Raw genomic sequence first — 24,510 nt, 5'->3', positions numbered from 1 at the left:
GGCGCGTTGACCTCCCTGGCCGACGTCGGCCGGCCGCCGTACAACTGAAGGACTTTCCCGATGAGCCTGGAGCTAGACACCCCCGCGTCGGCGCAGCCGCGCGGCCACCGGGCGGGTCCGGCCGGCGGTGGGGCGGCCCGGCGCCGCTCGCTGACCCGACTGGACCTCAAATTTTCCCCCTACCTCTACATCCTGCCGTTCTTCGTGATCTTCGCGATCTTCGGCGTCTATCCGATCGTCTACACCGTCTGGATCGCGCTGACCGACCGGTCGCCGCTCAACGCTGAGACCAGCTTCGTCGGCCTGGACAACTTCGTCCGGCTGATCACCGACGACCCGCAGTTCTGGAACGCCGTCTACAACACGTTCGGCATGTTCCTGATGTCCACCGTCCCGCAGTTGCTGATCGCGCTGATGCTGGCCAACGCGCTGAACCGGCGGATCAAGGGACAGACATTCTTCCGGCTGGCCATCGCCATGCCGATCATCACCTCGACCGCAGTCGTCGCGTTGATCTTCTCCATGATCTACGCGCGGGACTTTGGTCTGGTCAACTGGCTGCTGTCGCTGTTCGGCGTCGAACCGATCGACTTCCGGGCGAGCAAGCTCGGGTCCTGGTTCGCCATCTCCACCATGGTCGACTGGCGGTGGATCGGCTACAACGCGCTGATCTACCTGGCCGCGATGCAGGCGATCTCGAAGGACATGTATGAGGCCGCCGCGCTCGACGGTGCGTCGCGGACCCGGCAGTTCTGGTCGATCACCGTGCCGCAGCTGCGACCCACCATCATCTTCACCCTGATCATCTCGACGATCGGCGGACTGCAGTTGTTCACCGAGCCGCTGCTGTTCACCAGTGGACCCGGCGGCATCTCCGGCGGTTCCCAGGGTCAGTTCCAGACGATCACCATGTATCTGCTCGACGTCATGAACCAGCGGTTCCAGTGGGGCTACGCGGGCGCCGTCTCGCTGCTGCTCTTCCTGCTCATCGCGTTCATGTCGCTGGTCAACTATCTGCTGGCCCGCCGGATCAGCTCGGACAAGTGAGGCGCGATGACCACCGCAACCCTGCAACCCGTGGCCAGCAAGCCCAAGCGCGGCAAGGGCCCGTCGTCGACCTCGGAGCGGCTGTTCAAGGCGAGCCCGTTGACCTGGTTCGGCCTGATCCTGGGCGTGCTCCTGTCGTTCTTCCCGTTCTACTGGATGATCGTCATCGCGTCGCGGACCAACGACGCCGCCAACGCCTGGCCACCGCCGTTCCTGCCCGGCGGCAACCTCGGTGAGAACATCGGCCGGGTGCTCGCCAACCAGGACGCCAACATTCTCAAGGGGCTGATGAACTCGGTCCTGGTGTCCGGCACCATCACCGTGGCGACCGTCTTCTTCGGTTCACTCGCCGGCTTCGCCTTCGCCAAACTGCGCTTCCGGGGCAAGAACGCGCTGCTGCTCGTCGTGCTCGCCTCGATGATGATCCCGATCCAGCTCGGCGTGCTCCCGCTCTACATCCTGATGTCCGAGCTCGGCTGGCTGAATCGCATGCCGTCGGTGATCGTGCCGTTCCTCATCGGTGGCTTCGGGATCTTCATGATGCGGCAGTACGCCGAACAGGCAGTGCCCAACGAGTTGATCGAGGCGGCCCGGGTGGACGGCTGCTCCACCTGGCGGATCTTCTGGCACGTGGTCGTGCCGGCGCTGCGCCCGGCCGCTGCGGTGCTTGGTCTCCTGACCTTCATGGAGCAGTGGAACCAGTTCTTCTGGCCGTTCGTAGTCCTCGCCGACCCGACCAACCCGACGGTGCAGATATCCCTGCGCAGCCTGAACTCGGCGTACTTCGCCGACAATTCCCAGATCTTCGCGGGAACGCTGATCGCGACGCTCCCGCTGTTCGTTGTTTTCATCCTCTTCGGCCGCCAGATCATCGGCGGCATCATGGAAGGCGCCGTCAAGTCGTGACCAAAGCAGCAAGTCCGCAGACCGCCGAGTTCCGCGAAGGCTCCGGGCAGCTACTCTTCCCGCCCGGATTCCTCTGGGGTGCCGCCACCGCGGCGTACCAGATCGAGGGCGCAGCGAACGTCGACGGCCGCAAGCCGTCCATCTGGGACACCTTCAGTCACACCCCGGGCAAGGTGCTCGGCGGGGACAGCGGGGACGTGGCCTGCGACCACTACCACCGTTACCGCGAGGACGTCGGGATGATGGCCGAGCTCGGCCTCAAGTCGTACCGGTTCTCGGTGTCCTGGCCACGGGTGCAGCCCGACGGGTCCGGCACGGCCAACCAGGCCGGGCTGGACTTCTACCGTCGGCTGGTCGACGAACTACTGGCCCAGGGCATCGAGCCGTGGCTGACCCTCTACCACTGGGATCTGCCGCAGCCGCTGGAGGACGCCGGCGGGTGGCCGGCCCGGGACACCGCGGCCAGGTTCGCCGACTACGCGGAGCTGGTGCACGGGGCGCTGGGTGACCGGGTGCGGTACTGGACCACGCTCAACGAGCCCTGGTGCTCGGCCTTCCTGGGATACGGCTCGGGCGTGCACGCCCCCGGGATCACCGACGGCGCCGACTCGGTCCGAGCCGCCCACCATCTGATGCTCGGCCACGGTCTGGCGGTGCAGGCGATGCGCGCGGCCCGGCCGGACCACGACTTCGGCGTCACGCTCAACCTGTACGCGGTGTCGCCGGAGACGGACTCGGCGGTCGATGTCGACGCGGCCCGGCGCATCGACGGTCTGGCCAACCGGATCTTCCTGGACCCGATCCTGCACGGGCGCTACCCGCAGGACGTGGTGGCGGACCTGCAACCGGTGACCGATCTGGCCCATGTCCGCGAGGGCGATCTGGATGTCATCGCCACTCCGTTGAACGTTCTCGGCATCAACTACTACAGCCGGCACGTGGTCAGCGGTGCGCCGGTACCGGACGCGGCCGACGAGCCGTCCTGCTGGCCGGGCAGCGAGCGGATCCGATTTGTCACCCGCGGGCTCCCGGTGACCGACATGGGGTGGGAGGTCGACGCTCCTGGCCTGGTGGAGGTGCTGCGCCGGGTCAACGGCGAGTACCCCGAGGTGCCGATCTACATCACAGAGAACGGCTCGGCCTACGTCGACGACGTCGTCAACGACAAAGTCGATGATCCGGACAGGTTGGCCTATTTCGACGCTCACCTGCGCGCCTGTCACGAGGCAATCTCCCACGGAGTGCCGGTGCGGGGCTACTTCGCATGGTCTTTGATGGATAATTTCGAATGGGCCTGGGGCTATTCGAAGCGCTTCGGCATGATCCACGTCGACTACGACACCCAGCTTCGGATCCCCAAGTCGAGCGCCAGGTGGTACGCCGATGTGATCCGACGTAACGGTCTGGCCGCACAATAGGCGTGGTCAGCCAGCAATAACTGGCCGCGCGGCGCCGGTTCCCTGCCGGAACCGGCGCCGCGCGGCCCAGGGTCGGAGGAACAGACGATGACAACCCAGCGCACCCGGTCACTCGGGCGGCCCACCCTCGACGCGGTCGCCGCGCGTGCCGGGGTCGGGCGGGGCACGGTGTCCCGTGTCGTCAACGGTTCGCCGCAGGTCAGCCCCGAGGCGCGAGCAGCAGTACAGCAGGCGATCGCCGAGTTGGGGTACGTACCGAACCGGGCAGCCCGGGCGCTGGTCACTCAACGGACCGACTCGGTCGCGTTGGTGGTCTCCGAATCCGAGGAGCGGGTCTTCGGTGAACCCTTCTTCGCCGGGATCGTCCGGGGTATCAGCTCCGGGCTGCTCGACACCCCGATGCAGCTCTGGCTGGCCATGGCCCAGTCACCCGCCGAACGGGAGCGGGTCGAGCACCATCTGACCAATCAGCACGTCGACGGCGTACTGCTGCTGTCACTGCACGACGCGGATCCGCTGCCTACCCTGCTCGAACAGCGCGGTCTGCCCAGCGTTCTGGGCGGCCGGCCGGCTCGGATGCTGCATCCGGACGCGCGTCCGGCCTATTTCGTCGACGTCGACAACGCCGGTGGCGCCCGGCTGGCGGTCGAGTACCTGCTGGCCGGCGGCCGGCGGCGGGTCGCCACCATCGCCGGCCCGCAGGACATGGGGGTCGGCGTCGCCCGGTTGACCGGCTACCACGAGGCGATCCGGCACAGCGGCCCGCCGGGTGGCGAATCCCTGGTCGCGTACGGCGACTTCAGCGAGGGCAGCGGCACTGCGGCGATGCGCCAGCTGCTGGAGCGCCATCCCGATCTGGACGCCGTGTTCGTCGCGTCCGACCTGATGGCCTGCGGCGCGCTGCGGGCGTTGCGTGAGGCCGGCCGGCGGGTGCCCGACGACGTGGCGGTTGTCGGATTCGAGGACGCCCCGATCGCCCGGCAGTCCGATCCGCCGTTGACCACCGTCTTTCAGCCGGTGGAGGAGATGGGCCGGCAGATGGCCCGACTGCTGCTGTCCCGGATCCGGCACGATGAGCTGCAGGTCCCGTACGTCCTGCTGGAGACCCACATGGTGGCCCGCGACTCGGCCTGACCGCGACTCGGCCGACCGGTAAAGATCATCCGAACGGGTGATGGTGCAGCGTGTCCAACCCCGTTCTCCAGCGGTTTACCTGCCGAGTCATGTCATCGCAACAGGGATGAAATGGTCATCGGGCAGGGTAGTTGTCGACCGGGGGAGGGGCCGGCCTGCGCTACGGGAGGACTGACATGTTGCTGAGGGTTCGCGTGACCCTGCCGGACCGGCCCGGCGCACTCGGCCAGGTGGCCCGCACACTCGGCGTCGCAGGCGCCGACATCGTCCAGGTGACCGTGCTGGAGCGGCTGGGTGGTCGGGCGGTGGACGACTTCACCGTGGTGTGGCCGGGTGCCGCCCGGGTCGACCGGCTGCTCGCTGGACTGGCGGCGATTCCCGGCGTTCAGGTCGACGGCGTGTGGCGGGCGATCGGCACTCCGGTGACCGGAGGCCAGGACGCCGAACTGCTCGCCCAGGTCGCCGCCAATCCGGTCGACGGCCTGGCCACGCTGGTCGACGCGGTGCCGGGGCTGCTGGCGGCCGACTGGGCGGCGGCGGCCGTGGTGCCGGCCGACTGGGCGATCCGTAGTGCGTCGCGGCCGCCGGCCGGTGCCGCTACGGCGCAGTCCGCCGGCCTGGCCGGGCCCGCTCCGACGCCCGGTGCGGAGTCGCGGTTCGACGGTGGGCAGCTGCCCGACGACGACTTCATCACCGGCCTGACCGTGCCGATGGACGAGCCACCTACCGGCGGCGAACCGGCCGTCGCCTACGCGAGTTGGCGGGCGCCGGTGCCGCTGCGGCTGCCCGAGGTCACTCCGTTGCGGGCCCGGCCGATGGACGGTCCGGACGGGGTGCGGTACGCCTCGGTGCCGTTCGGTCGGGCCGGCCTGGTGCTGATCGTGTCCCGGGTCGATGGGGACGGTCTGCCGGCAGCCGCGTTTCACGTCACCGAGGTGGACCGGATAGCGCAGCTGGTCCGGGCGGCGACGGTGATCCTGGGCGACCGGTTGGATCTGGTGACCGCCGATCCGGTCGCCGCCAGGCGGTGAGACGCAGGTCGCAGACGGCACCGCGAGAAGTCACCGCCGGGCAACCTGAGGGAAACAGCGCGGCGGCAAGGTAGGAAACGGGCGCAGTGCGGCGCTGACCAAGCGGGCACCGAGCACCTGGGGAGAGGAGCAGCCATGGCGCTGTGGCGGATCAGAGCGACGGTCGACGACCGGCCGGGCTACCTGGCCGTGCTGACCGCCAGCCTGGCCTTGCGTGCGGTCAACATCCTCGCCGTGCAGGTGCACACCACCGAGGCCGGGGCGGTCGACGATTTTCTCGTCGACGCGCCCGACGCGATGACCGAAAAGGATCTCGTCGCCGCCGTGGAGCGTGGCCGGGGCCGGGACGCCTGGGCCGCCCGCGCCGAGGCCCGGGGCCTGGCCGACCAGCCCACCCGGGCGCTCGCCCTGGCCAACCGGCTGGTCCGCGATCCGGAGGCGCTCGGTGACGTGCTGCGTACCCTGCTCGGTGCCGGCTCGGTGACCTGGCGGCCGGCGCCAGCTTCGCAGGCGGCTGCCCGGTCGACGGACACGATGCGGCTGCCGGATCCGGCGGGCGGCTGCTACGACGTCGTCCGGCGGGAGCCGAGCTTCACTCCGGCCGAGTTCGCCCGAGCTCAGGCCCTGGTCGAGCTGGCGGCGGCGGTCAACCGGCGGACCGGCGATCAGGTGACGCTGATGATGCCGGACGGTGCCGAGCTGCAGCTGCGGCCGGCGGTCTCCGACGATCTCAACGCGCTGCACGCGATGGTGGTCCGGTGCTCGCCGGAGAGCGGCACGCCCGGTCTGGTCGGCCGACCGCCCGAGGTCGTCGCCGCCCGGCTGCGGCGGATGCTGGAACAGCCCCGGGGGGTGCTGCTGGTCGCGGTCGACCCCAGCGCGGCGGCGGACCGGATCGTCGGCGCCGGGCAACTGATCGTCGAGGGTGCCCTCGGCGAGGTCGGACTGCTGGTCGAGGATGGGTGGCGCCGGCGTGGAGTCGGCACGGCGCTGCTGCGCCGACTGGCCGGCCACGCCGGTCGGACCGGGCAGGCGGCGTTGGTGGCACACGTCGCCGCCGACGATCTCGGCATGCTGCGTACCCTGGCCCGGCTGCACCGGCCGGGTCCGGTCGAGCGCGACGGGGAAATGATGAGCGTCACGGTGCCGTTGGTCGATCGGCCGGTCGACATCTCGGCACCGACTCCCGCCACCACGACCTAGGCGGTTGCCCCGACGTCCCGGTCCTGGTGCGGGTCCGGTGCGTTGGACGCGAGGTCCCGGGTGGCACGGCGGGGTCTCCTCCTGTAGGACGGCAGGAGGAGACCCCGCCCCTATTCCGGTGCCGGTTGATCGTGGTTACGGGCTTCCCAAAGCCGGGCCCAGGCGGTTGAATCATCGGTACGCGTGGCAATCGTTTCCTGTCGATGGGAGCGCTCTCATCGCGTCGGTGTCAGCTGGACACCGTGACCCCTGTGAACCGTCAGCCGAGAACCATCAACCGCCATCTACCGGCCGGCCCCGCACCCCACCGGCGGCCCGGCCGCTGACCGCCGCGACAGCGCGACCGGCATGAGGCGGGGGGCGGATGCGCCCACATCCGCCCCCCGGTGTCCTCCCACGACGCGTTGCCGCGCGCGGCTCCACGGACAGGAGCGAGTGTAGTGCGCGCAGACAATCGGCCGGCCGGCCGGACCCGTTGGCGGCGCAGGCTGGCGACCACCGGCATGGCCATCCTGCTCACCGCCGTAGCCGCGACAGCCGCAGTCCCGCGACCCGGTGCCGCAGCGGCGCCACCGTTCAACTACGGGGAGGCGCTGCAGAAGTCACTGCTGTTCTACGAGGCGCAGCAGTCCGGCCCGCTGCCGCAGTGGAACCGGGTCTCCTGGCGGGCGGACTCGGCACTCGACGACGGGGCGGACGTCGGCCTCGACCTCACCGGCGGCTGGTACGACGCCGGGGACCACGTCAAGTTCGGATTCCCGATGGCCTTCACCACCACCATGCTCGCCTGGGGCGCGGTCGAATACCGGGTCGGCTACGCCAACTCCGGGCAGCTGCCGCACCTGCTGAACAACCTGCGGTTCGTCAACGACTACTTCATCAAGGCGCATCCGTCGCCCAACGTGCTCTACGGCCAGGTCGGCAAGGGCGACGACGACCACAAGTGGTGGGGACCGGCCGAGGTGATGCCGATGGCGCGTCCGGCGTACCGCATCGACGCGACCTGCGGTGGCTCGGATCTGGCGGCGGAGACGGCGGCCGCGATGGCCGCGTCGTCGATGGTCTTCCGGCCGACCGATCCGGCGTACGCCGACACCCTGGTCAGCCACGCCCGGCAGCTCTATACCTTCGCCGATACCGTGCGCAGGGCGTACCACGAGTGCATCACCGACGCGACCAGCTTCTACCGGTCGTGGAGCGGATACCAGGACGAACTGGTGTGGGGCGCCATCTGGCTGCACCGGGCCACCGGGGAGGCGTCCTACCTGGCCAAGGCCGAAGCCGAGTACGACGACCTGGGCACCGAGCCGCAGACCGACACCCGGGCCTACAAGTGGACCCTCGCCTGGGACAACAAGCAGTTCGGCGCGTACGTGCTGCTGGCCAACCTGACCGGCAAGCAGAAGTACGTCGACGATGCCAACCGGTGGCTGGACTACTGGACCGTCGGCGTCAACGGAGAGAAGGTGCGTACCTCACCGGGCGGGATGGCGGTCCTCGACACCTGGGGGGCGCTGCGCTACGCCGCGAACACCGCCTTCGCCGCGCTCGTCTACAGCGACAGCATCACCGACCCGACCCGCCGGACCCGCTACCACGACTTCGCCGTGCGGCAGATCGACTACGCGCTCGGCGACAATCCGCGCAACTCCAGCTACGTCATCGGGTTCGGGGCGAACTCGCCGCGTAACCCACACCACCGCACCGCGCACGGCTCCTGGTGGGACAGCATGCAGGTGCCCGAGGAGACCCGGCACGTGCTGTACGGGGCGCTGGTCGGCGGTCCGTCCGCGCCGGACGACGCGTACACCGACCGCCGCGACGACTACGTGATGAACGAAGTCGCCACCGACTACAACGCCGGCTTCACCTCCGCGCTGGTCCGGCTGCATCAGGAGTACGGCGGTACGCCGCTGCCCGACTTCCCGCAACCGGAGACGCCGGACATCGACGAGATCTCCATCGAGACGACCGTCATGCAGAACGAGACCCGGTCGACCGGGGTCAAGGTGATGATCTACAACAAGTCGGCCTTCCCCGCCCGGGCGTTGACCGCCGCGACGTTCCGGTACTACTTCGTCCGCGACGGTGCAGGTGCGCTGCAGGTGAGCAGCCCGTACAGCCAGGGGTGTCCGAAACCCACCGAGGCCCGGCAGCATTCGGGCGACCTGTGGTACGTCGAGGTCGACTGCTCCGGCCACACGATCGCGCCGGCCGGTCAGTCGGCGCACCGGATGGAGGTGCAGTTGAAGATCGGGGTTGCTGAGGGCGGCACCTGGAATCCGGCGAATGACCCGTCCTACCAGGCGGCCGCCGGGCCGAACCGAGCGGTCCCGCTCTACGAGGCGGGCACCCTCATCTGGGGACAGGAGCCGGATGGCCCACCACCGTCGCCCACCCCCACGCCGTCGGTCTCGCCCACCCCCACGCCGTCGGTCTCGCCCACCCCCACCCCGACCCCGTCGCCGTCGGTATCGCCCACCCCATCGCCGTCAGTCTCCCCGACACCGACTCCGACCCCGCCCCCGACCGGGTCACCGTCGCCGACTCCGACCGGCGGCCCGCCGGTGCTGGGCTGCCGGGTCGACTACACCACCAACGACTGGTCCACCGGGTTCACCGGATCGGTGACGATCACCAACACCGGTGCGTCGACGATCGACGGGTGGATGCTGCGGTTCGCGTTCCCGGGCAGCCAGCAGGTGACCCAGGGCTGGTCGGCTACCTGGTCGCAGAGTGGCAACCAGGTCAGCGCCGGCAACGCGGCCTGGAACGGCAGCCTGGCGCCCGGCACGAGCACCAGCATCGGCTTCAACGGCACCCACTCCGGCAGCAACCCCCGGCCGACCTCGTTCACGGTGAACGGCCTGGCCTGCACGGCCGGTTGATTTTGGCTGATTGACCTGCGGTGAGGTCGTGACGGCGGCCGCCGACCCGCGCGGCCTACTCCGTGGCGAGCTGGCACCACGGCGCGCCACCTTGAGCTGTCGTCGACCTGGCCTTCGTGGTCGCACTCGCCCTGCTGTCGGAGACCCTCGCCCGGCGGCTGAGTGTGCTGGGCGTTGTCGAGGCGGCGATCCTGCTGCTCGCCATCTGGTGGGTACGGGTGGTGACCACCCTGGTCACCGATCTCTACAACCCGCAGAGTCGGTCCATCAGGATGGTCACGGTCGCGATCATGTTCGGCGTGCTGCTGATGACGGCGGCGCTACCAGCAGGGCGTGCCGCCGACCCCGGCCGGTCCGGATGGTCCAGCCGGGGCGACGAGCCAGATCAGCCGTTGTTGGCCAGCGCCACCAGCCGGGCGCGGGTGCCGTTCCAGTGGTTACGGTCGACCGCGCCGGAGACGCCGGGGACGCTGCCACTGGCCGTGTACTGCCAGAACGACCAGTACGGTGCCCCGGCCGGCAGGGTGCCAGGGCTGCTCGCCCACCGGGCCAGCCACAACGGGTGGTTGCTCCACGGCTCGGTCCAGTTGCCGGTGCAGCTGCTCCACCAGCTGGTGGTGGTGTAGATGACGGCGTACCGCCCGGTGCGGGACCGGTAGGTGTCGAGGAAGCTGCTGATCCAGCTACGCATCGCCGACTGGCTCAGCCCGTAACACATCGCGCCGTACGGGTTGTGCTCGATGTCCAGCGCGGCCGGCAGGGTCCGGCTGTCCGCCGACCAGGCGCCGCCGTTGCTGGCCAGGTAGTTGGCCTGGACCGAGCCGGAGGACCGGTCCGGCAGCGCGAAATGGTACGCCCCCCGGAGCACACCGGCGTTGTACGCGGCGACGTAGTTGGTGTTGAACCGGGGATCCTTGTAGCTGGTGCCCTCGGTGGCCTTGATGTAGGCGAACTCGACGCCGCTGTTGCGCACGCTGGTCCAGCTGATCGAGCCCTGCCAGTGTGAGACGTCGATGCCCGGGGTGGTGGCCGCCTGCGCCGGTGCTGCGGTGCCGGCGACCAGCGCTGCGGTGGTCAGGATCAGCGTCAGACCGGTGGCCATCATCCGGCGGGCGGTGCCGCGGCGGCCGGTGGCGTTGCCGGTACGGGTGGGCGGGTGCGCGTTGACGGTCGTTGCCATCGTCGAACTCCTCGGCGCTCGGGCCGGCGGTCAGCCGGCGCAGTAGACGAGACGGTTCGGGCTGCCCGCCCCGGGGCCGGTGACGACGCCGGTGGTGGCGTTGCGGATCAGGTAGTTACCGACCTGCGCCGCACTCCACGACGGGTTTCTGGCGGCGACCAGTGCCGCGCAGCCGGTGACGTGGGCGGTCGCCATCGAGCTGCCGCTGAGTGTCCGGACCGCGGAGTTGTCGGTGTGCCAGGTCGAGGTGATGCTCATCCCGGGCGCGAACAGGTCCAGGCAGGGGCCGTAGCTCGCCGAACTCATCCTGGCGTCGGTGATCGTCGTGCCGGCGACGGTCAGTGCCTCCGGCACCCGGGCCGGTGAGGTGTTGCAGGCACTGGTGTTGGAGCCGCCGGCGGCCACCGCGTAGGTGACGCCGGACCGGATCGAGGTGACGACCGCAGCGTCCAGCGTGGTGCTGGCACCGCCGCCGATCGACATGTTGGCGACGGCGGGCTTGATCGCGTTGGCGGTCACCCAGTCGATTCCGGCGATCACCCCGGAGATCGACCCCGAGCCGCTGCAGCTGAGTACCCGTACCGGCACCAGTTGGACCGCCTTCGCGGCGCCGTACACTCTGCCGCCGATCGTTCCCGCGACGTGGGTGCCGTGGCCGTTGCAGTCGTCGGCCGGGCCACCGTCGATCACGTCGAAGCCGGTGCTGACCCGGCCGGAGAAGTCGCTGTGCGTGCGGTGGATTCCGGTGTCGATGACGTAGGCGTGGACGTTGGGCGCGGTGGTGGGGTAGGCGTAGCGGTTGTCCAGCGGCAGGTTGCGCTGGTCGATCCGGTCCAGTCCCCAGGACGGCGGGTTCAGCTGTACACCGGCGGTCAACGGCGTGACAGTGTGGTCCTGTTCGACGTAGGCGACGGCCGGGTGGGCAGCCAGCCTGCGGGCGGCGGTGGCGCTCATCCGGGCGGTGAAGCCCTCGATAGCGGTGTCGAACACATGCTGCACGGTGGCGCCGTACCGGTCGGCGAGCCGCCGGGTCGTCGGCGCGGTGGCAGCCTCGTCGTCCAGCACCACGATGTAGCTGTCCGGGATGGCGGTGGTGCCACCGGCCCGGCGGATCTCGCCGAGCGGTCCGGCGGCCTGGGCCGCTGCCGGCCAACTGACCAGCGCCAGCAGCGCGGTCAGCCCGGCGGTGAGAGTTTTCCGGGTTGCGGAAATGGTCACAGGACGTCCCCTTCGACAGGTCTGGCCCGCCCCACCCGCGCCGACGCCGGTTGGGCCGAGCTTCACCCCCTACTCTCTTGCTAGGAGTAGCCGTCTAGATACCCGTCATCATGGATATCTAGTTGACGTTATGGTGCCGCCCGGGTGCATGGCGCGGCGGGCGATGGCCGGCGGCTGCCGCGCTGCGGCGCGTCTTCGCCGCCTGCGGGTGCGCCTGCTGTTCACTGTGTAACGACGCATGGTGAGGAGGACGGGCATGGTCGATCAGGACGGTGCCGCTGCGGACGATGCCGCCGGCTCCGATGGGGCCGCCGGCTCGGGCGATGCCGGACGGGCCGGCGACGCCACCACACGGGCCCGCCGCGGCGTACGTGACTGGGTCCGCGCCGCCGCACGGCGTTCCGGGGCACGACTGAGCGACGCCACCCCGTACGGCATCCTCGCCTTCCTCACCGCCTCGGCGCTGGCGCCGATCGCCGCCGGAATCGGCTCCGGCGGGCTGCTCGCCGCAGCTGTCGAACAACTCGGCCAGATCGGCGGTGGCTACCTGTCCGATGTGTTGGTCGACACCGCCGACCGGATGCGCGGCCGGCGGGCCACCGAGGCGCAGTGGCGCGAGGCGCTGGCCGAGGAACTGCTGGCCCGGCTCGCCGACGAAGGGGAACAGTCCCGGGCGATCCGCGCCGAACTCGGTGAGCTGCTGCGGGGCATCGACGCGGTCGAGGTGGCGCTGGCCGCCGCGGCCGAGACCGACGCGCAGCTGCGCGACGACCTCGCCGCCACCTTCCATGCCCTCGGCCACGACGTCGGCGCGCTGCGGTGGATGCTGACCGACGTCCACCGCGTGCTCGGCGAGGTCCGCCGCGAACTGGCGAAACGCAGCCATGAGCAGCGCGTCGAGATGGACCGGGTACGCCGGCAACTGCTCACCGTCACCCAGCTGAGCAGCCGGGTGCAGGCACCCGCCGAACCGCAGACCGACCCGGATCGGCCAGAGCCCGGCTCGGCCGCGACCGACGACCCGGTGTGCCCGTTTCCCGGCCTGGCCGCCTTCGAACCGGAGGACGCGCCCTGGTTCCACGGCCGGCAGGAGCAGACCTCGCAGGTGCTCAGCCGCCTCGCCGAGCAGGCGGTGGGCGGTCCATCGCTGATCGTCACCGGCGTGTCCGGGGTCGGCAAGTCGTCGGTACTGCGCGCCGGGGTGCTGCCAGCGATCGCCGCCGGTGCGCTCGGCCCGGCGGACCGGTGGCCGTGGCTGCTGATGACCCCAGGCGCCCGGCCGCTGGACGAGCTCGTCGACCGTACGCTCGTCGCCGCCGGAGCGGACGCCGCGGACCTGCCGGCGTCGCGCGTGCACGCGGCCCCGGAGCTGTTCGGTGCGCTCGCCGCCCGGGCCGCGCCCGCCGACGGTCGGCTGGTGATCGTGGTGGACCAGTTCGAGGAGCTGTTCACCGAGTGCGCCGACCCGGCCCACCGGCTGGCCTTCGTGACCGCGCTGGGCGCCGCCGCGCCGGCCGTCGTTGTGATCGCGGTCCGCGCCGACTTCTATGCCGACTGCGCCGAGCTGCCGCCGCTGGCGCATGCATTGGCCGCCGGGCATCTGGTCCTCGGTCGGATGGACGCCGATCAACTGCGTCGCGCGGTGACCGAGCCGGCGTCGCGGGCCGGCCTGGAGATCGAACCCGGGCTGGTCGAGCTGTTGCTCACCGACCTGAACGCGACGGCACCGGCCGGCTACGACCCAGGGGCGCTGCCGCTGCTCGGTCACGCCCTGCGGGCGACTTGGCAGCGGCGCGACGGGCGGCGGCTGACCGTGGCCGGCTACCGGGCCACCGGCGGGATCCGCCGCGCCGTCGCCGAGTCGGCCGAGCGGATCCACCTCGACCTGGATCCCGCCGGCCGCGCCGCGCTGCGGACCGCGATGCTGCGCCTGGTCACCGTCACCGACACCGGGGCGGTGGCCCGCCGTCGGGGCGCCAGCCGGCTGTTCGACGCCGACCTGCTGGCCCGGCTGGTACGGGCCAGGCTGGTCACCGTCGCCGCCGACACCGTCGAAATCAGCCACGAGGCGCTGCTGACCAACTGGCCGCGCCTGGACAGCTGGCTCGCCGAGGCCCGGGACGAACTGATCCGGCGGCAGCGGCTGACCGTCGCCGCCGAGGACTGGCAGACCGCCGGCCGCGACCCCGACCTGCTGTTGCGCGGCACCCGGCTGGCGCTGGTGCGTGACCAGGTCGACCGCAACGACTTGTCCGCGCCGGAGGTCGACTTCCTGGCCGCGAGCGTGGCCGCCGCCGAGGCCGCCGAACTGGCCCGGCTGCGCGGGATACGGCGGCTGCGCCGGCTGACCGTGTCACTCGCGGCGGCGTTGCTGCTCGCCGTCGCCGGCGGGCTGGTCGCGGTGAACCGGCAGGTCGCAGCCGAGGACCAACGCCGGCAGGCGATCTCCCGACAACTGGCCGCCGAGTCGCAGATCGCCGCGGCCGCCGACAACGACTTGCTCGCCGTCGGCAGGGCGCTCGACGCCTGGGACCAGGCACCCACTGTCGAGGCGTACGGTGCGCTGCTGTCGGCGCAGGCATCGGGGACGATCGGGCCGCTGGGCACCGCGCCCGGCGGGCTGTCCGCCGCCGTCAGCCCGGACGGCACGGCGGTGGCGGTGGGACACCAGGACGGTCTGGTCCGGCTCTGGGACGTCGCCACCCTGCGCCAGCGCGACGTCGAGCTGCGGCACGCCACCGACGTCGGTGTGGTGGCACTGGCCTTCTCACCGGACGGCCGGTTCCTCGCCTCCGGCTCGTTCAGCCGGGACGGTGTCCGGATCTGGGACGTGTCGACCGGTCAGCTGCGGCACACCCTGCCGGCGGTCGGCGCGCTCGGCTGGCTGCCCACCGGCGCCACGGTCGTTGCCGGTCGACTCGGCACCGACCTGTCGCCCGAGTTGCAGGTCGGCGGCTGGTCGGCGACCACTGGCGACCTGCAGTGGTCGCTGCCGACCGGGATGCTCGGCTACGACCTGACCGTCAACGCCGACGGTACGCTGCTGGCCGTCGCCAACCCCACCGACGGTGACGTCCAGGTCTGGCAGTTGACCGACCAGACCCTGATCCGCAGCCTGCCCGCCGCCCAACAGGTGGCCTTCGGCCCGGACGACGCGCTGGTGACCAGCGGACCCGACGGGGCTTTGAACAGCTGGTCGGTGTCGTCCGGCGAGCGCACCGCCCTGCCGGCCGGGCCGTTTCGCGCTGCGGTGCCGCTCGCCGTCACCCCGGACGGTTCGCTGCTGACCACCGGCGGGTGGCGTACCGGTCGGATCGACAGCTGGGCGTTGACCACCGGGGTGGTCTCCTCGGCCCACACCGGCTACGTCGGCCGGGTCGTCGCCGACGTGGCGGTGGCCGCCGACGGCCGGACCGTGGCCGTCACCGGACCGGACGCCCCGACCGTGCTGTTCCGGCGCACCGGGGTGCTGCTGCGGCATCCGCAGTCGGTCCAGTTCGTCGCGGTCGACCCGGCGGCGGACCGGGTCGTCACCGCCGCTGGCGACGACGTGGTGCGGATCTGGGACCTGGGCACCCGCGCCGTGCGGGCCACCGTCCGCGCGTCGGACACCGTCACCGGGGTCGCGGTCGCCGGTGACGGCACGTTCGCGGTCAGCACCACCGGCAGCGGCGTACTGCGCTACACCGTCGCCGGTGAACTGGTCGGGCACGACACCGCCGCCGGGCGGGACGGCTGGACGACCAGACATCCGGCGTACTCGCCGGACGGAGGGCTGCTCGCCGTCGCCGTGCTCGACCCGGCCGGCGAGGACGGCGGGGTGCTGGTCTGGCGGCTCGACCGGGACGCCGAACCGACATTCCTACCGACCGGTGGCGCGGTGAGTGCACTGGGCTTCAGCGCCGACGGGACCACCCTGTTGGCGACCGCCAACCACGGTGTGGTGAGCGGCGACGAGACGGTGGTGCGGACCGAGCTGAGATCCTGGCACACCGCCGACCTGTCCGGCAGGGACCGGGCAGTAATCGCGGACCTTCAGCTGACCGACCTCGCGGTCCGTCCGGACGGACACCTGGTCGCGGTGGCCCGCAGCAATGGTCAGGTAGAGCTGCGCACCGTCGCCGGACTGGACCTGGTCGGCACAGTGGACACTCCGACCACCAGGCTGTCCGCGGTGGCCTTCAGTCCGGACGGCGAGCGGCTGGTCACCACCGCCGTCAGCGACGACCTGGTCCGGGTGTGGCAGGTCGACAGCGGGGAGCTGACAGCGGTGCTCGTCGGGCACGTCGACAACGTCAACGCGATCGCGTTCACCCGCGACGGCCTGCTGCTCAGCGGCTCGACCGACACCTCGGCCCAGGTGTGGGACCTCGACCCGGACCGGGTCGCGGCCCGGCTCTGCGCCGTGGCGACGCCAGCGTCCCGTGCGGTCGGCGACGAGCCGCCGCGTCGGTGTCGATGACCGGCCCGGTTGCCGCCGACCAGCACCGCCGGGCCGGTCAGGTCGGCCGGACCTCGCCGTGCTCGACGCACCGCGCCGACCAACCGGCCGGTAGCACCTGCACCTTCATCCGCCGTCGGCACCTGGTACAGAAGCGGGGCGGCTCCCAGGCCCGCGCCGCGGCGCAGCCGTCGTGGTTGCCGGTGCTGGTCCCGGCACCGCACCGGTCGCACCAGATCGCCTGCACGCCCGGCCGCTCAGATCGTCGCCGACAGCGCCTTGACCGGCATCTTCAAGTCGTCCAGCAGCGCCAGATCCTCCGTCGCCGGGCGGCCCAGAGTGGTCAGGTAGTTGCCGACGATCACCGCGTTGATGCCGCCGAGCAGCCCGTCCCGGGTGCCCAGATCACCGAGAGTGATCTCCCGGCCGCCGGCGTACCGCAGAATTGTTCGTGGCATCGCCAGCCGGAAGCCGGCGATGGCGCGCAACGCGTCCCGGGCCTCGACCACCGGACGGTCACCCAGCGGCGTGCCGGGCCGCGGGTTGAGGAAGTTCAGCGGCACCTCGTGCGGGTCCAGCGCGGCCAGCTGCGCGGCGAACTCGGCCCGCTGCTCGATCGTCTCGCCCAGCCCGAGGATGCCGCCGCAGCACACCTCCATGCCGGAGTCGCGCACCATCCGCAGCGTCTCCCACCGCTCCTCGAAGCTGTGCGTCGTCACCACGTTCGGAAAGTAGGAGCGGCAGGTCTCCAGGTTGTGGTTGTACCGGTGCACCCCCATGTCGACCAGCTCGTCGACCTGCTCCTGGGTCAGCATCCCGAGCGACGCCGCGACCTGGATGTCCACCTCGGCCCGGATCGCGGCGACACCGTCGCGCATCTGCCGCATCAGCCGGGCGTCCGGCCCCCGCACCGCCGCCACGATGCAGAACTCGGTGGCCCCGGTCGCCGCCGTCTGCTTCGCCGCCTCGACCAGTGACGGGATGTCCAGCCACACCGCCCGTACCGGTGAGGCGAACAGGCCGGACTGGGAGCAGAAGTGGCAGTCCTCCGGGCAGCCGCCGGTCTTGAGCGAGACGATCCCCTCCACCTCGACCTCCGGCCCGCACCAGCGCATCCGCACCTCGTGGGCGAGTTGCAGCGCGGCCGGGACCTGCTCGTCGGGCAGCCGCAGCACGGCGAGGACCCCGGCCTCGTCCAGGCCGACGCCACGCTCCAGGACTTGGGCGCGGGCTAGGTCGAGGATGTCGGACATGGTCGTACCCTACAAGGCGGCGCGAACGACGAGGGGGACCCGTGGCGGACTGGTTGGACGGCCTGCGGCGGCGGGCCGAGCTGCGGGCCAAGGCCGGGCTGGCCCGCGAGCTGAGCCCCCGTACCGCCGACGACCCACTGACCGACCTGGCCGGCAACGACTACCTGGGGCTGGCCGCCCACGCCGAGGTGGTCGCGGCGGCGGCGGACGCCCTGCACCGGTACGGCCTCGGCGCCACCGGCTCGCGGCTGGTCCGTGGCTCCACCGACGCGCACGCCGCCCTGGAGACCGACCTGGCCGACTGGCTCGGCACCGACCGGGCGCTGGTCTTCTCCTCCGGCTACCTGGCCAACCTCGGCGCGGTCCGGGCGCTGGTCCGGCCCCGTACCCTGCTGGTCTGCGACGCGCACAACCACGCCTCGCTGATCGACGGTGGCCGGCTCGCCGGCGCGCAGACCGAGGTCGTCGCGCACGCCGACCCGGCCGCGGTGGACGCGGTGCTGACCGCCCACCCCGGCCGGCCGGCGGTGGTCGTCACCGAGTCGGTCTTCTCCGTCGACGGCGACCTGGCGCCGCTGGCCGCGCTGCACGCGGTCGTCCGCCGGCACGGTGCGCTGCTGCTGGTCGACGACGCGCACGCGCTCGGTGTCATCGGGCCGGCCGGTGCCGGCGGCGTCGCCGCCGCCGGGCTCGCCGGCCAACCCGACGTGGTGGTCACCGCCACCCTGTCCAAGGCGCTCGGCGGGGCCGGGGGAGTGCTGGCCGGGCCGCAGCCGCTGATCCGGCACGTGATCGACACCGGGCGTACCTTCATCTTCGACACCGCGCTCGCCCCGGCGGTCGCCGCCGGGGCGCACGCCGCGCTGACGCTGGCCCGCGACGGGGCGCGGCTACGGGCCGAGCTCACCGCCCGGGTCGCCGCCGCCGTGGACCGGTTCGCCGGTGCCGGTCTCGACGTCGGCGGGCCACCGGCCGGCGGGGTGGTCTCGATCGGCGCTCCCGGGCCGGAGACCGCGCTCGCCTGGGCCCGGGACTGCCGCGACCGGGGGGTCGCGGTCGGCTGCTTCCGGCCACCGTCCACCCCCGACCAGCGGGCCCGGCTGCGGATCACCGTCAACGCCGGGATCCCCCGGGCCGACTTCGACCGGGCGCTCGACGTGATCCTGGAGTGCGCGCCGTGACCGGCTGGCGCGGCGCGGTGGTCGTCACCGGCACCGACACCGGTGTCGGCAAGACCGTGGTGACCGCGGCGATCGCCGCCGCCGCCCAGGCTGCCGGCCTGCGGGTGGCGATGGTCAAACCAGGTCAGACCGGCACGGCGACCGGCGAGCCGTCGGACGCCGACGTGGTGACCCGGCTGGCCGATCCCGCCACCGTACGCACCATCGCCAGCTATCCCGAACCGCTGGCCCCGCTGGCCGCCGCCCGGGTCGCCGCTGCCGAGCCGCTGGAGCTGTACGCGGCCGTCGACGCGGTACGCGAGGAGGCGGACAAGCACGACCTGGTGCTCGTCGAAGGGGCCGGCGGGCTGCTGGTGCCGATGGGGCTGCGACCCTCCGGCGAGCCGTGGACCATCGCCGACCTGGCGGTGTCGCTCGGCGCGCCGGCGGTGGTGGTGTCCCGGGCCGGGCTCGGCACCCTCAACCACACGGCGTTGACCCTGGAGGCGCTGGACCGCCGGGCGGTCCCCGCCGGCGTGGTGCTCGGTGCCTGGCCGGCCGAGCCCGAACTGGTGCACTGGGCGAACCTGAGCGAACTGGTGCCGACCATGGTCGGCGCGGTGCCCGACGGCGCCGGCACCCTCGAACCGGGGGTGTTCCGCCGATCCGCGCCCGGCTGGCTGACCCCGGCGCTGTACGGCGTACTGGACGACTGGCGGGCGTGGGCCGACGAGACCAGCTGACCACCCCGGGCCAGGGCCGGATGGTCAGCCGTCAGCGGGCCGGGGCAGGTCAGCGTCAGCCGGCCGGGGCGGTGTCCGGCGGCGGCCGCCGGATCACCAGCGCGTCCGGCATCCGAAACGACAGGTTGTCCGGTGACCACGGCGCCCGGACCACCTCGGCACCGGTGAGCAGCGGCACCGCCTGGCCGACCACCACCGCCGTCTCCATCCTGGCCAGCTGAGCCCCCACACAGCGGTGCGCCCCGGCACCGAAGGCCAGATGCCGGCGGGAACCCGGCTGACCGGGGACGAACCGGTCGGTCCGCGCCACCACGGCCGGATCCCGGCCGGCCGCGGCCAGCCAGAGCACGATGCTCGACCCGGCGGGCACCGGCTCGTCCGCCACCGTCGTGTCGAGCGCCGCCCGCCGCCGCCAGGTGACGATCGGCGGCACCAGGCGCAGCCCCTCCTCGACCACGTCGTCGACGTCGACCGAGCCGTCGGCGAGCCCGGCGAGCACCGCCGGCTCACCGGTCAGCCGGTGCAACAGCAGCGTCAGGAACTGCGAAGTGGTCTCCTGTCCGGCGACCAGCAGGAAGAACAGCGCCCCGACCACGGAGTCGGCGGACTGCCCGGCGTCGCGCAGCGACTTCGCCAGCCCGCCGCCGGTCGCCGCGAAGTCGCGCAGCACGGTGTGGAACCGGCCCACCGTGTGGGCCAGCTCGTGCTGCCGGTCGGCGTCCACCGGAGCCCAGAACAGCTCCAGCGCGGCGCGGGCGAACCGCTTCACCGTGTCGGTCGCGGCCGGGGGCAACTGCACCAGCCGGGACAGCACCAGCAGCGGCAGGTCGGCGGCCAGCCCGGCGTACAGGTCGACCCGGCCGCCCCGGGCCAGCGTCGCCGCCAGCCCGGCCACCCGCTCGCGGACCAGCCCGGCCAGCCAGTCCCGGTGGGCGGCGACCCGGGTCGGGTGCAGCGCCTCGGCGACCACCGCCCGGATCGCCGGGTGACTCGCGGTGCCGTTGTTCGCCAGCGTCGGCGGCAGCCGGAACCCGTACGAGGTCAGCACCCGCAACGCGGCGACCGGCACCGGCGTGACCGCGTCCAGGGCGTTGTCCGGCCGGAAGGTCACCGGATCGGCGAGCACCTGACGGACCAGGGCGTGCCGGGTCACCAACAGATGCGGGGCACCGGTGTGGTCGGCGACCCGGACCACCGGCGGCCACCGGTCGTCGACCCTCTCCCAGTTGCGGAACAGCACCCGGTCACGCTAGCGCCCGCGCCGGCCGGCGCACCGGCGGGCGCAGCTGCCAGACCCGGGTACGCCGGACCCGGACGCTCTCCAACGCCGGCGGCACCGGCACCTGGTGGTCCGCCAGCTCGGTGAACCGCTCCCGGGGCAGGTACGCCCGGTCCGGGTCACTGACCAGCACCCGGGCCCCGTCGGCGGCGGCGGCCAGCAGGAACCGCAGCATCCGCGCGGCCATCGCCTCGCTGTAGAACACGTCACCGGCCAGCACCACCTGCGCGTCGCCGTGATCGCCGTCGAGCAGGTCGGCGACGGTGACGTCCAGCCGTACCCGGTTGGCGGCCGCGTTGAGCCCGGCGGCGGCGCCGGCCACCGGATCCACGTCGACCGCACGGACCGTCGCCGCTGCGGCCCTGGCCGCCGCGATCGCGACCAGCCCGGAGCCGCTGGCCAGATCCAGCACCCGCAGGCCGGCGACGGTCTGCGGGTGGTCCAGCAGGAACCGGGCCAACGCCTGACCGCCGGCCCAGGGGAACGCCCAGAACGGCGGTGGTTGTTCGCTGCGGAACTCACCCTCGGTCAGCTCCCACAGGCCGATCGGCTCGGCCGCCTGGTAGAGCCGCAGTTCCGGTACGTAGGTCACCGGGGCGAGCCTGGCGTGGGCACGGACGAAGGTCGACAGCTCGGCGCTCGACAGATCAGTGGTCACCATCCGGATTGTGCCCGGCCGGTCCGGCGAGCGCCGGTCGCGGCCAGCGGTTACCGGTTCACCACAGGTGGTGAAATAGCCCGTTTCAGTTCGCACTGGGTGAGAAGAACGGACCCTGTCCGGTCCACCGGTACGGCCGTACCGTGGCCAGTGGACACGGCGACGGATGCCGGGTGGCAACCCGGAGAAGGTGGTGAGCTGGGTGGGGCGAATCGCGGCCCGGGTCGGGGTCGGGCTGGCTGCAGTGGCCGGACTGGTGCTGACCGCGGCGACACCGGCGTTCGCCCAGGCCGGCTACCGGGCGCAGGTCACCGAGTTGCCGGACGAGGCGGTCGCGGGTGCCGGGCCGGTCGAGATGACCGTTGTGGTCAGCCGGAACCTCGGCGGTGAGTGCGAGAAGGTCCGCTGGTCGTTGGTGCTGCGCTCGGAAGGTGTCGGCCTCGACGATATCCGGGCGGCCCGGGTCGAGCAGGGCGCGGCGTTCGCGGTCGACGTGCAGACCGACGGTGACGACGCCCGGCTGACCGACGTGCAGCTTGATCCCGGCATCCTCTGCGCCGACCGTACGGTCACCGCGCAGTACCAGTTCAGCTTCGCCGACGACGCCGAGGGCAAGGTGACCTTCACCGTCGAGGCGTACGACGAGAACACGCAACTGCTGGCCGACACCGCGGCGACCCTGCCGGTGGTCGGCGAGCCGGGTGGCTCGGATCCCGAGCCGTCCGAGCTGGCCGAGGAACCGGTGGACAGCCAGCCCGGGGCTGCGGTGCCGGGCGGCGACGCGCCGGCCGGGGCCGGTGGTGGTGGCCCACAGCCGGTGGACGCGATCCCGGCCGGCGACGCCTCCGGTATCCCGGTCGCCTGGTTCGTCGTCGGTGGCGCGATGGTCTTCGTCGGCTTCGGTCTGCTGCTGCGGGTCCGGGCCCGGCTGATGCGCGGCCTCGCCGACCCCGACGACGCGGTGCCAGCCGTCGCCGGCGCCGGTGTGGGTGCCGGGGCACCGTTCCGCGGCTGGAGCCCTTCGAGCCGGTCCGGCCGGCCCGGTCGCTTCGGCTCCGGCCGGCAGCCCGACCCGGGCGGCCGCCGCCGACCCAGGCTCTGACGTCGCCCGCCGTGGGCAGATACGTCCGTAACCGGCTGCACCGTCGCCTCCGCCCCCTGGCCGGCGATCCTGGCCGCAGCTGGACACCCGGTTGAGCAGACGGACACCGAGAGACGGTACGTGCATGAGCGACACCGTGATGCTGGAGGTGGCCGGACGTCCGGTCGCCGACTACGTCGTACGGCCCGAGGTCGATCCCCACTACGGCGGCTTCTTCTGGCGGCTGGCCCCCGGCGTACCGCACGCGTTCACCGCTGCCGCCGAGGGCGAGTAGACGGTCAACGGCAGCACCGAACCGTGGGTGGCGTTGACCGGCCGGAGCGCCGACGGCGATCCGTACACGCTGGTCTTCACCGGCCTCGGCGACGGTGACCACTGGTTCGTCCGGACCGGCGGCTACCCCGGCGTGTGCGTGGCACTGGCGTTCGCCCAGCCACTGACCGTGCCGGCCGGCGGACGGATCGGCCGCCGGCACGAGGTGCTGGTCGTTGACGGCGAACTCAGCCGTCAGCAGGTTGTCGAGATGCTGGGGTAGGTGGTCGGGTAGCGGCGTGAACCGCTTCGACGCGGCCGACGGTCAGGCGAGCTCTTCCGGCTTGCGGCCGATTTCCCGCGCGACGGACAACCGGATCCACTCGGTGAGCTGTCGGCGGGAGACCACCCGATCGTGCATCGCGGCCTGCACCGCCAGCCCGTCGATCAGTGCGTTGATCCGCCAGGCCGCTCCCTTCGGGTCCGGGCACTGGAAGGTGCCGTCGGCGCACCCGGTGGCGATCACCTTGATCAGTGCCTCCTTCCAGCGCAGGTCGAGGTTGCGGCACACCCGGTTCAAAGCGGGGGTACGCAGCGACTCCGACCAACCGTCGATCCACAGCGTCCACGCCTTGGACTTACCGGTCGAGGCGTACAGCCGAATGATCTTCTTCAGTTTCTCCAGCGGCTCGGCGGTCGACCGGACGACCGTGTCGAGCCGGGCCAGGTCCTGCTCGGCGGCGTACGCGAACGCCTCGGCGAGCAGCCGGTCCTTGGTGGAGAAGTGGTAGAAGACCAGCGCCTGACTCACCCCGGCGGCTTCCGCCACGTCCGCGGTGCGGGTGTTGGCCAGACCGCGCTCCACGATCACCTCACAGGCGGTACGCAGCAGCGAGTCAAGGCGTACTTCGGCCGAACGTCTTGTCACGGCGAACACGGTAACGCACTATCATCGATACGATGAGTTACCAGTCAATTTCCTGACTCAGGAAAGGGCCGGGATCAGGTAAGGCGAATCGATTTCACGGAGCCAGACGGCCCGCAGAGTGATATGAGAACTTTGTCGGGTATCGTGCATCGGGCGCGCCGGCCCACCCCCCGAGTTGGCACTCTCGCGGCGGCTGGGCTAAAGTTTCCATCCGTTGGCAGGAACGCCCGAGGGGCGGGAAGGCCGACTGAGACAAGCGGACGTAGCGCAGTTGGTAGCGCATCACCTTGCCAAGGTGAGGGTCGCGGGTTCGAGTCCCGTCGTCCGCTCGGAGATGCCACCACAGCACGTCGGGGGCAACCTCGGTGGAGTGGCCGAGAGGCGAGGCAACGGCCTGCAAAGCCGTGTACACGGGTTCAAATCCCGTCTCCACCTCGTCACAACGAGGGCGATTGGCGCAGTGGGAGCGCGCTTCCTTGACACGGAAGAGGTCACTGGTTCAAACCCAGTATCGCCCACCAGCTGTACAAGCACGTCACAAGGCCCGTTACCGGTCATCCGGTAACGGGCCTGCTGCTGTGGTGACCCTTACCTGGGGCCGGTCCACAGGGGAAGCGGGACCGCTCTCCGGGAGTGACAGCTTCCGTTGACCGGTTGTTGTCCTCGGGT

General features: G+C 71.7%; 19 protein-coding genes, 3 tRNA genes and 1 pseudogene. 16 read left to right on the top strand and 7 right to left on the bottom strand.

Annotated features, from left to right (window positions below):
• Positions 1–60 precede the first annotated feature (60 nt).
• The 7 genes from O7543_RS09770 to O7543_RS09740 all read left to right on the top strand — a co-directional run bounded on the left by O7543_RS09770 (position 61) and on the right by O7543_RS09740 (position 9,627).
• Positions 61–1,047: a sugar ABC transporter permease gene (locus O7543_RS09770; protein WP_281554110.1), complete on the top strand. Its 987-nt coding sequence runs from the start codon at positions 61–63 to the stop codon at positions 1,045–1,047.
• Between the two features lie 6 nt (positions 1,048–1,053).
• On the top strand, positions 1,054–1,953 hold the full coding sequence (locus O7543_RS09765; RefSeq protein ID WP_281554111.1) for a carbohydrate ABC transporter permease: 900 nt from the start codon (positions 1,054–1,056) through the stop codon (positions 1,951–1,953).
• Positions 1,950–3,371 carry a GH1 family beta-glucosidase gene (locus O7543_RS09760; protein WP_281554112.1) on the top strand — a complete coding sequence of 474 codons (1,422 nt, stop codon included), beginning with the start codon at positions 1,950–1,952 and terminating at the stop codon, positions 3,369–3,371. The genes O7543_RS09765 and O7543_RS09760 overlap by 4 nt, the downstream gene beginning before the upstream one ends.
• A gap of 87 nt (positions 3,372–3,458) precedes the next feature.
• Positions 3,459–4,505 carry a LacI family DNA-binding transcriptional regulator gene (locus O7543_RS09755; protein WP_123600762.1) on the top strand — a complete coding sequence of 349 codons (1,047 nt, stop codon included), beginning with the start codon at positions 3,459–3,461 and terminating at the stop codon, positions 4,503–4,505.
• A 176-nt stretch (positions 4,506–4,681) separates the two neighbouring features.
• The gene (locus O7543_RS09750) at positions 4,682–5,536 is read left to right on the top strand and encodes an amino acid-binding protein (protein ID WP_281554113.1); all 855 of its coding nucleotides are present in this window, start codon (positions 4,682–4,684) and stop codon (positions 5,534–5,536) included.
• Between the two features lie 135 nt (positions 5,537–5,671).
• Entirely contained in the window at positions 5,672–6,739 is a 1,068-nt protein-coding gene (locus O7543_RS09745; RefSeq protein ID WP_281554114.1) for a GNAT family N-acetyltransferase, read from the top strand.
• Between the two features lie 503 nt (positions 6,740–7,242).
• On the top strand, positions 7,243–9,627 hold the full coding sequence (locus O7543_RS09740; RefSeq protein WP_281555527.1) for a glycoside hydrolase family 9 protein: 2,385 nt from the start codon (positions 7,243–7,245) through the stop codon (positions 9,625–9,627).
• A 385-nt stretch (positions 9,628–10,012) separates the two neighbouring features.
• On the opposite strand, the gene O7543_RS09735 is transcribed toward O7543_RS09740, so the two are convergent.
• Together O7543_RS09735 and O7543_RS09730 are read right to left on the bottom strand one after the other, a co-directional pair.
• Entirely contained in the window at positions 10,013–10,807 is a 795-nt protein-coding gene (locus O7543_RS09735) for a lysozyme (RefSeq protein WP_281554115.1), read from the bottom strand.
• Between the two features lie 30 nt (positions 10,808–10,837).
• Positions 10,838–11,977 carry a S8 family peptidase gene (locus O7543_RS09730; RefSeq protein ID WP_348650125.1) on the bottom strand — a complete coding sequence of 380 codons (1,140 nt, stop codon included), beginning with the start codon at positions 11,975–11,977 and terminating at the stop codon, positions 10,838–10,840.
• Positions 11,978–12,281: 304 nt separating this feature from the next.
• Here O7543_RS09730 and O7543_RS09725 point away from each other — a divergent pair, with 304 nt between their 5' ends.
• Complete coding sequence (locus O7543_RS09725) at positions 12,282–16,487, top strand: AAA family ATPase (RefSeq protein WP_281554117.1); 4,206 nt, start codon at positions 12,282–12,284, stop codon at positions 16,485–16,487.
• A gap of 37 nt (positions 16,488–16,524) precedes the next feature.
• Here the strand turns inward: O7543_RS09725 and O7543_RS09720 are convergent, their stop codons facing one another.
• A complete protein-coding gene (locus tag O7543_RS09720; RefSeq protein ID WP_281554118.1) occupies positions 16,525–16,713 on the bottom strand; it encodes a hypothetical protein in 189 nt (62 codons plus the stop codon).
• A 10-nt stretch (positions 16,714–16,723) separates the two neighbouring features.
• A complete protein-coding gene (bioB, locus tag O7543_RS09715; RefSeq protein WP_281554119.1) occupies positions 16,724–17,719 on the bottom strand; it encodes a biotin synthase BioB in 996 nt (331 codons plus the stop codon).
• A gap of 41 nt (positions 17,720–17,760) precedes the next feature.
• On the opposite strand from bioB, the gene O7543_RS09710 reads away from it, so the two are divergent.
• Both O7543_RS09710 and bioD read left to right on the top strand, forming a co-directional pair.
• A complete protein-coding gene (locus O7543_RS09710) occupies positions 17,761–18,900 on the top strand; it encodes an 8-amino-7-oxononanoate synthase (RefSeq protein WP_281554120.1) in 1,140 nt (379 codons plus the stop codon).
• Positions 18,888–19,622: a dethiobiotin synthase gene (gene bioD / locus O7543_RS09705; protein ID WP_281554121.1), complete on the top strand. Its 735-nt coding sequence runs from the start codon at positions 18,888–18,890 to the stop codon at positions 19,620–19,622. The genes O7543_RS09710 and bioD overlap by 13 nt, the downstream gene beginning before the upstream one ends.
• A 55-nt stretch (positions 19,623–19,677) precedes the next feature.
• Here the strand turns inward: bioD and O7543_RS09700 are convergent, their stop codons facing one another.
• A complete protein-coding gene (locus O7543_RS09700) occupies positions 19,678–20,862 on the bottom strand; it encodes a cytochrome P450 (protein WP_281554122.1) in 1,185 nt (394 codons plus the stop codon).
• Between the two features lie 4 nt (positions 20,863–20,866).
• Positions 20,867–21,562, bottom strand: coding sequence for a 50S ribosomal protein L11 methyltransferase (locus O7543_RS09695; protein ID WP_281554123.1), 696 nt, complete (start codon positions 21,560–21,562; stop codon positions 20,867–20,869).
• A gap of 163 nt (positions 21,563–21,725) precedes the next feature.
• Between O7543_RS09695 and O7543_RS09690 the strand changes: the two genes are divergently transcribed.
• From O7543_RS09690 to O7543_RS09680, 3 genes and pseudogenes are all read left to right on the top strand, one after another.
• Positions 21,726–22,661, top strand: coding sequence for a hypothetical protein (locus O7543_RS09690; protein WP_281554124.1), 936 nt, complete (start codon positions 21,726–21,728; stop codon positions 22,659–22,661).
• A 124-nt stretch (positions 22,662–22,785) separates the two neighbouring features.
• Positions 22,786–22,935, top strand: coding sequence for a hypothetical protein (locus O7543_RS09685; protein ID WP_281554125.1), 150 nt, complete (start codon positions 22,786–22,788; stop codon positions 22,933–22,935).
• A gap of 15 nt (positions 22,936–22,950) precedes the next feature.
• Positions 22,951–23,196: pseudogene (locus O7543_RS09680) on the top strand (DUF6807 family protein); the annotation flags it as partial.
• 42 nt (positions 23,197–23,238) lie between these two features.
• Here the strand turns inward: O7543_RS09680 and O7543_RS09675 are convergent.
• Positions 23,239–23,841: a TetR/AcrR family transcriptional regulator gene (locus tag O7543_RS09675; RefSeq protein ID WP_281554126.1), complete on the bottom strand. Its 603-nt coding sequence runs from the start codon at positions 23,839–23,841 to the stop codon at positions 23,239–23,241.
• A gap of 256 nt (positions 23,842–24,097) precedes the next feature.
• Between O7543_RS09675 and O7543_RS09670 the strand changes: the two genes are divergently transcribed.
• The 3 genes from O7543_RS09670 to O7543_RS09660 all read left to right on the top strand — a co-directional run bounded on the left by O7543_RS09670 (position 24,098) and on the right by O7543_RS09660 (position 24,362).
• Positions 24,098–24,170 (top strand) — tRNA-Gly (locus O7543_RS09670).
• Between the two features lie 35 nt (positions 24,171–24,205).
• Positions 24,206–24,276 (top strand) — tRNA-Cys (locus O7543_RS09665).
• Between the two features lie 11 nt (positions 24,277–24,287).
• A tRNA-Val gene (locus O7543_RS09660) sits at positions 24,288–24,362 on the top strand.
• Positions 24,363–24,510: the final 148 nt, after the last annotated feature.

The sequence above is a fragment of the Solwaraspora sp. WMMA2080 genome (assembly GCF_027497395.1).
Taxonomy (GTDB): Bacteria; Actinomycetota; Actinomycetes; order Mycobacteriales; family Micromonosporaceae; genus Micromonospora_E.
Note: the sequence above shows the minus strand (reverse complement) of the source record. Positions and strands in the feature narration are given on the sequence as shown.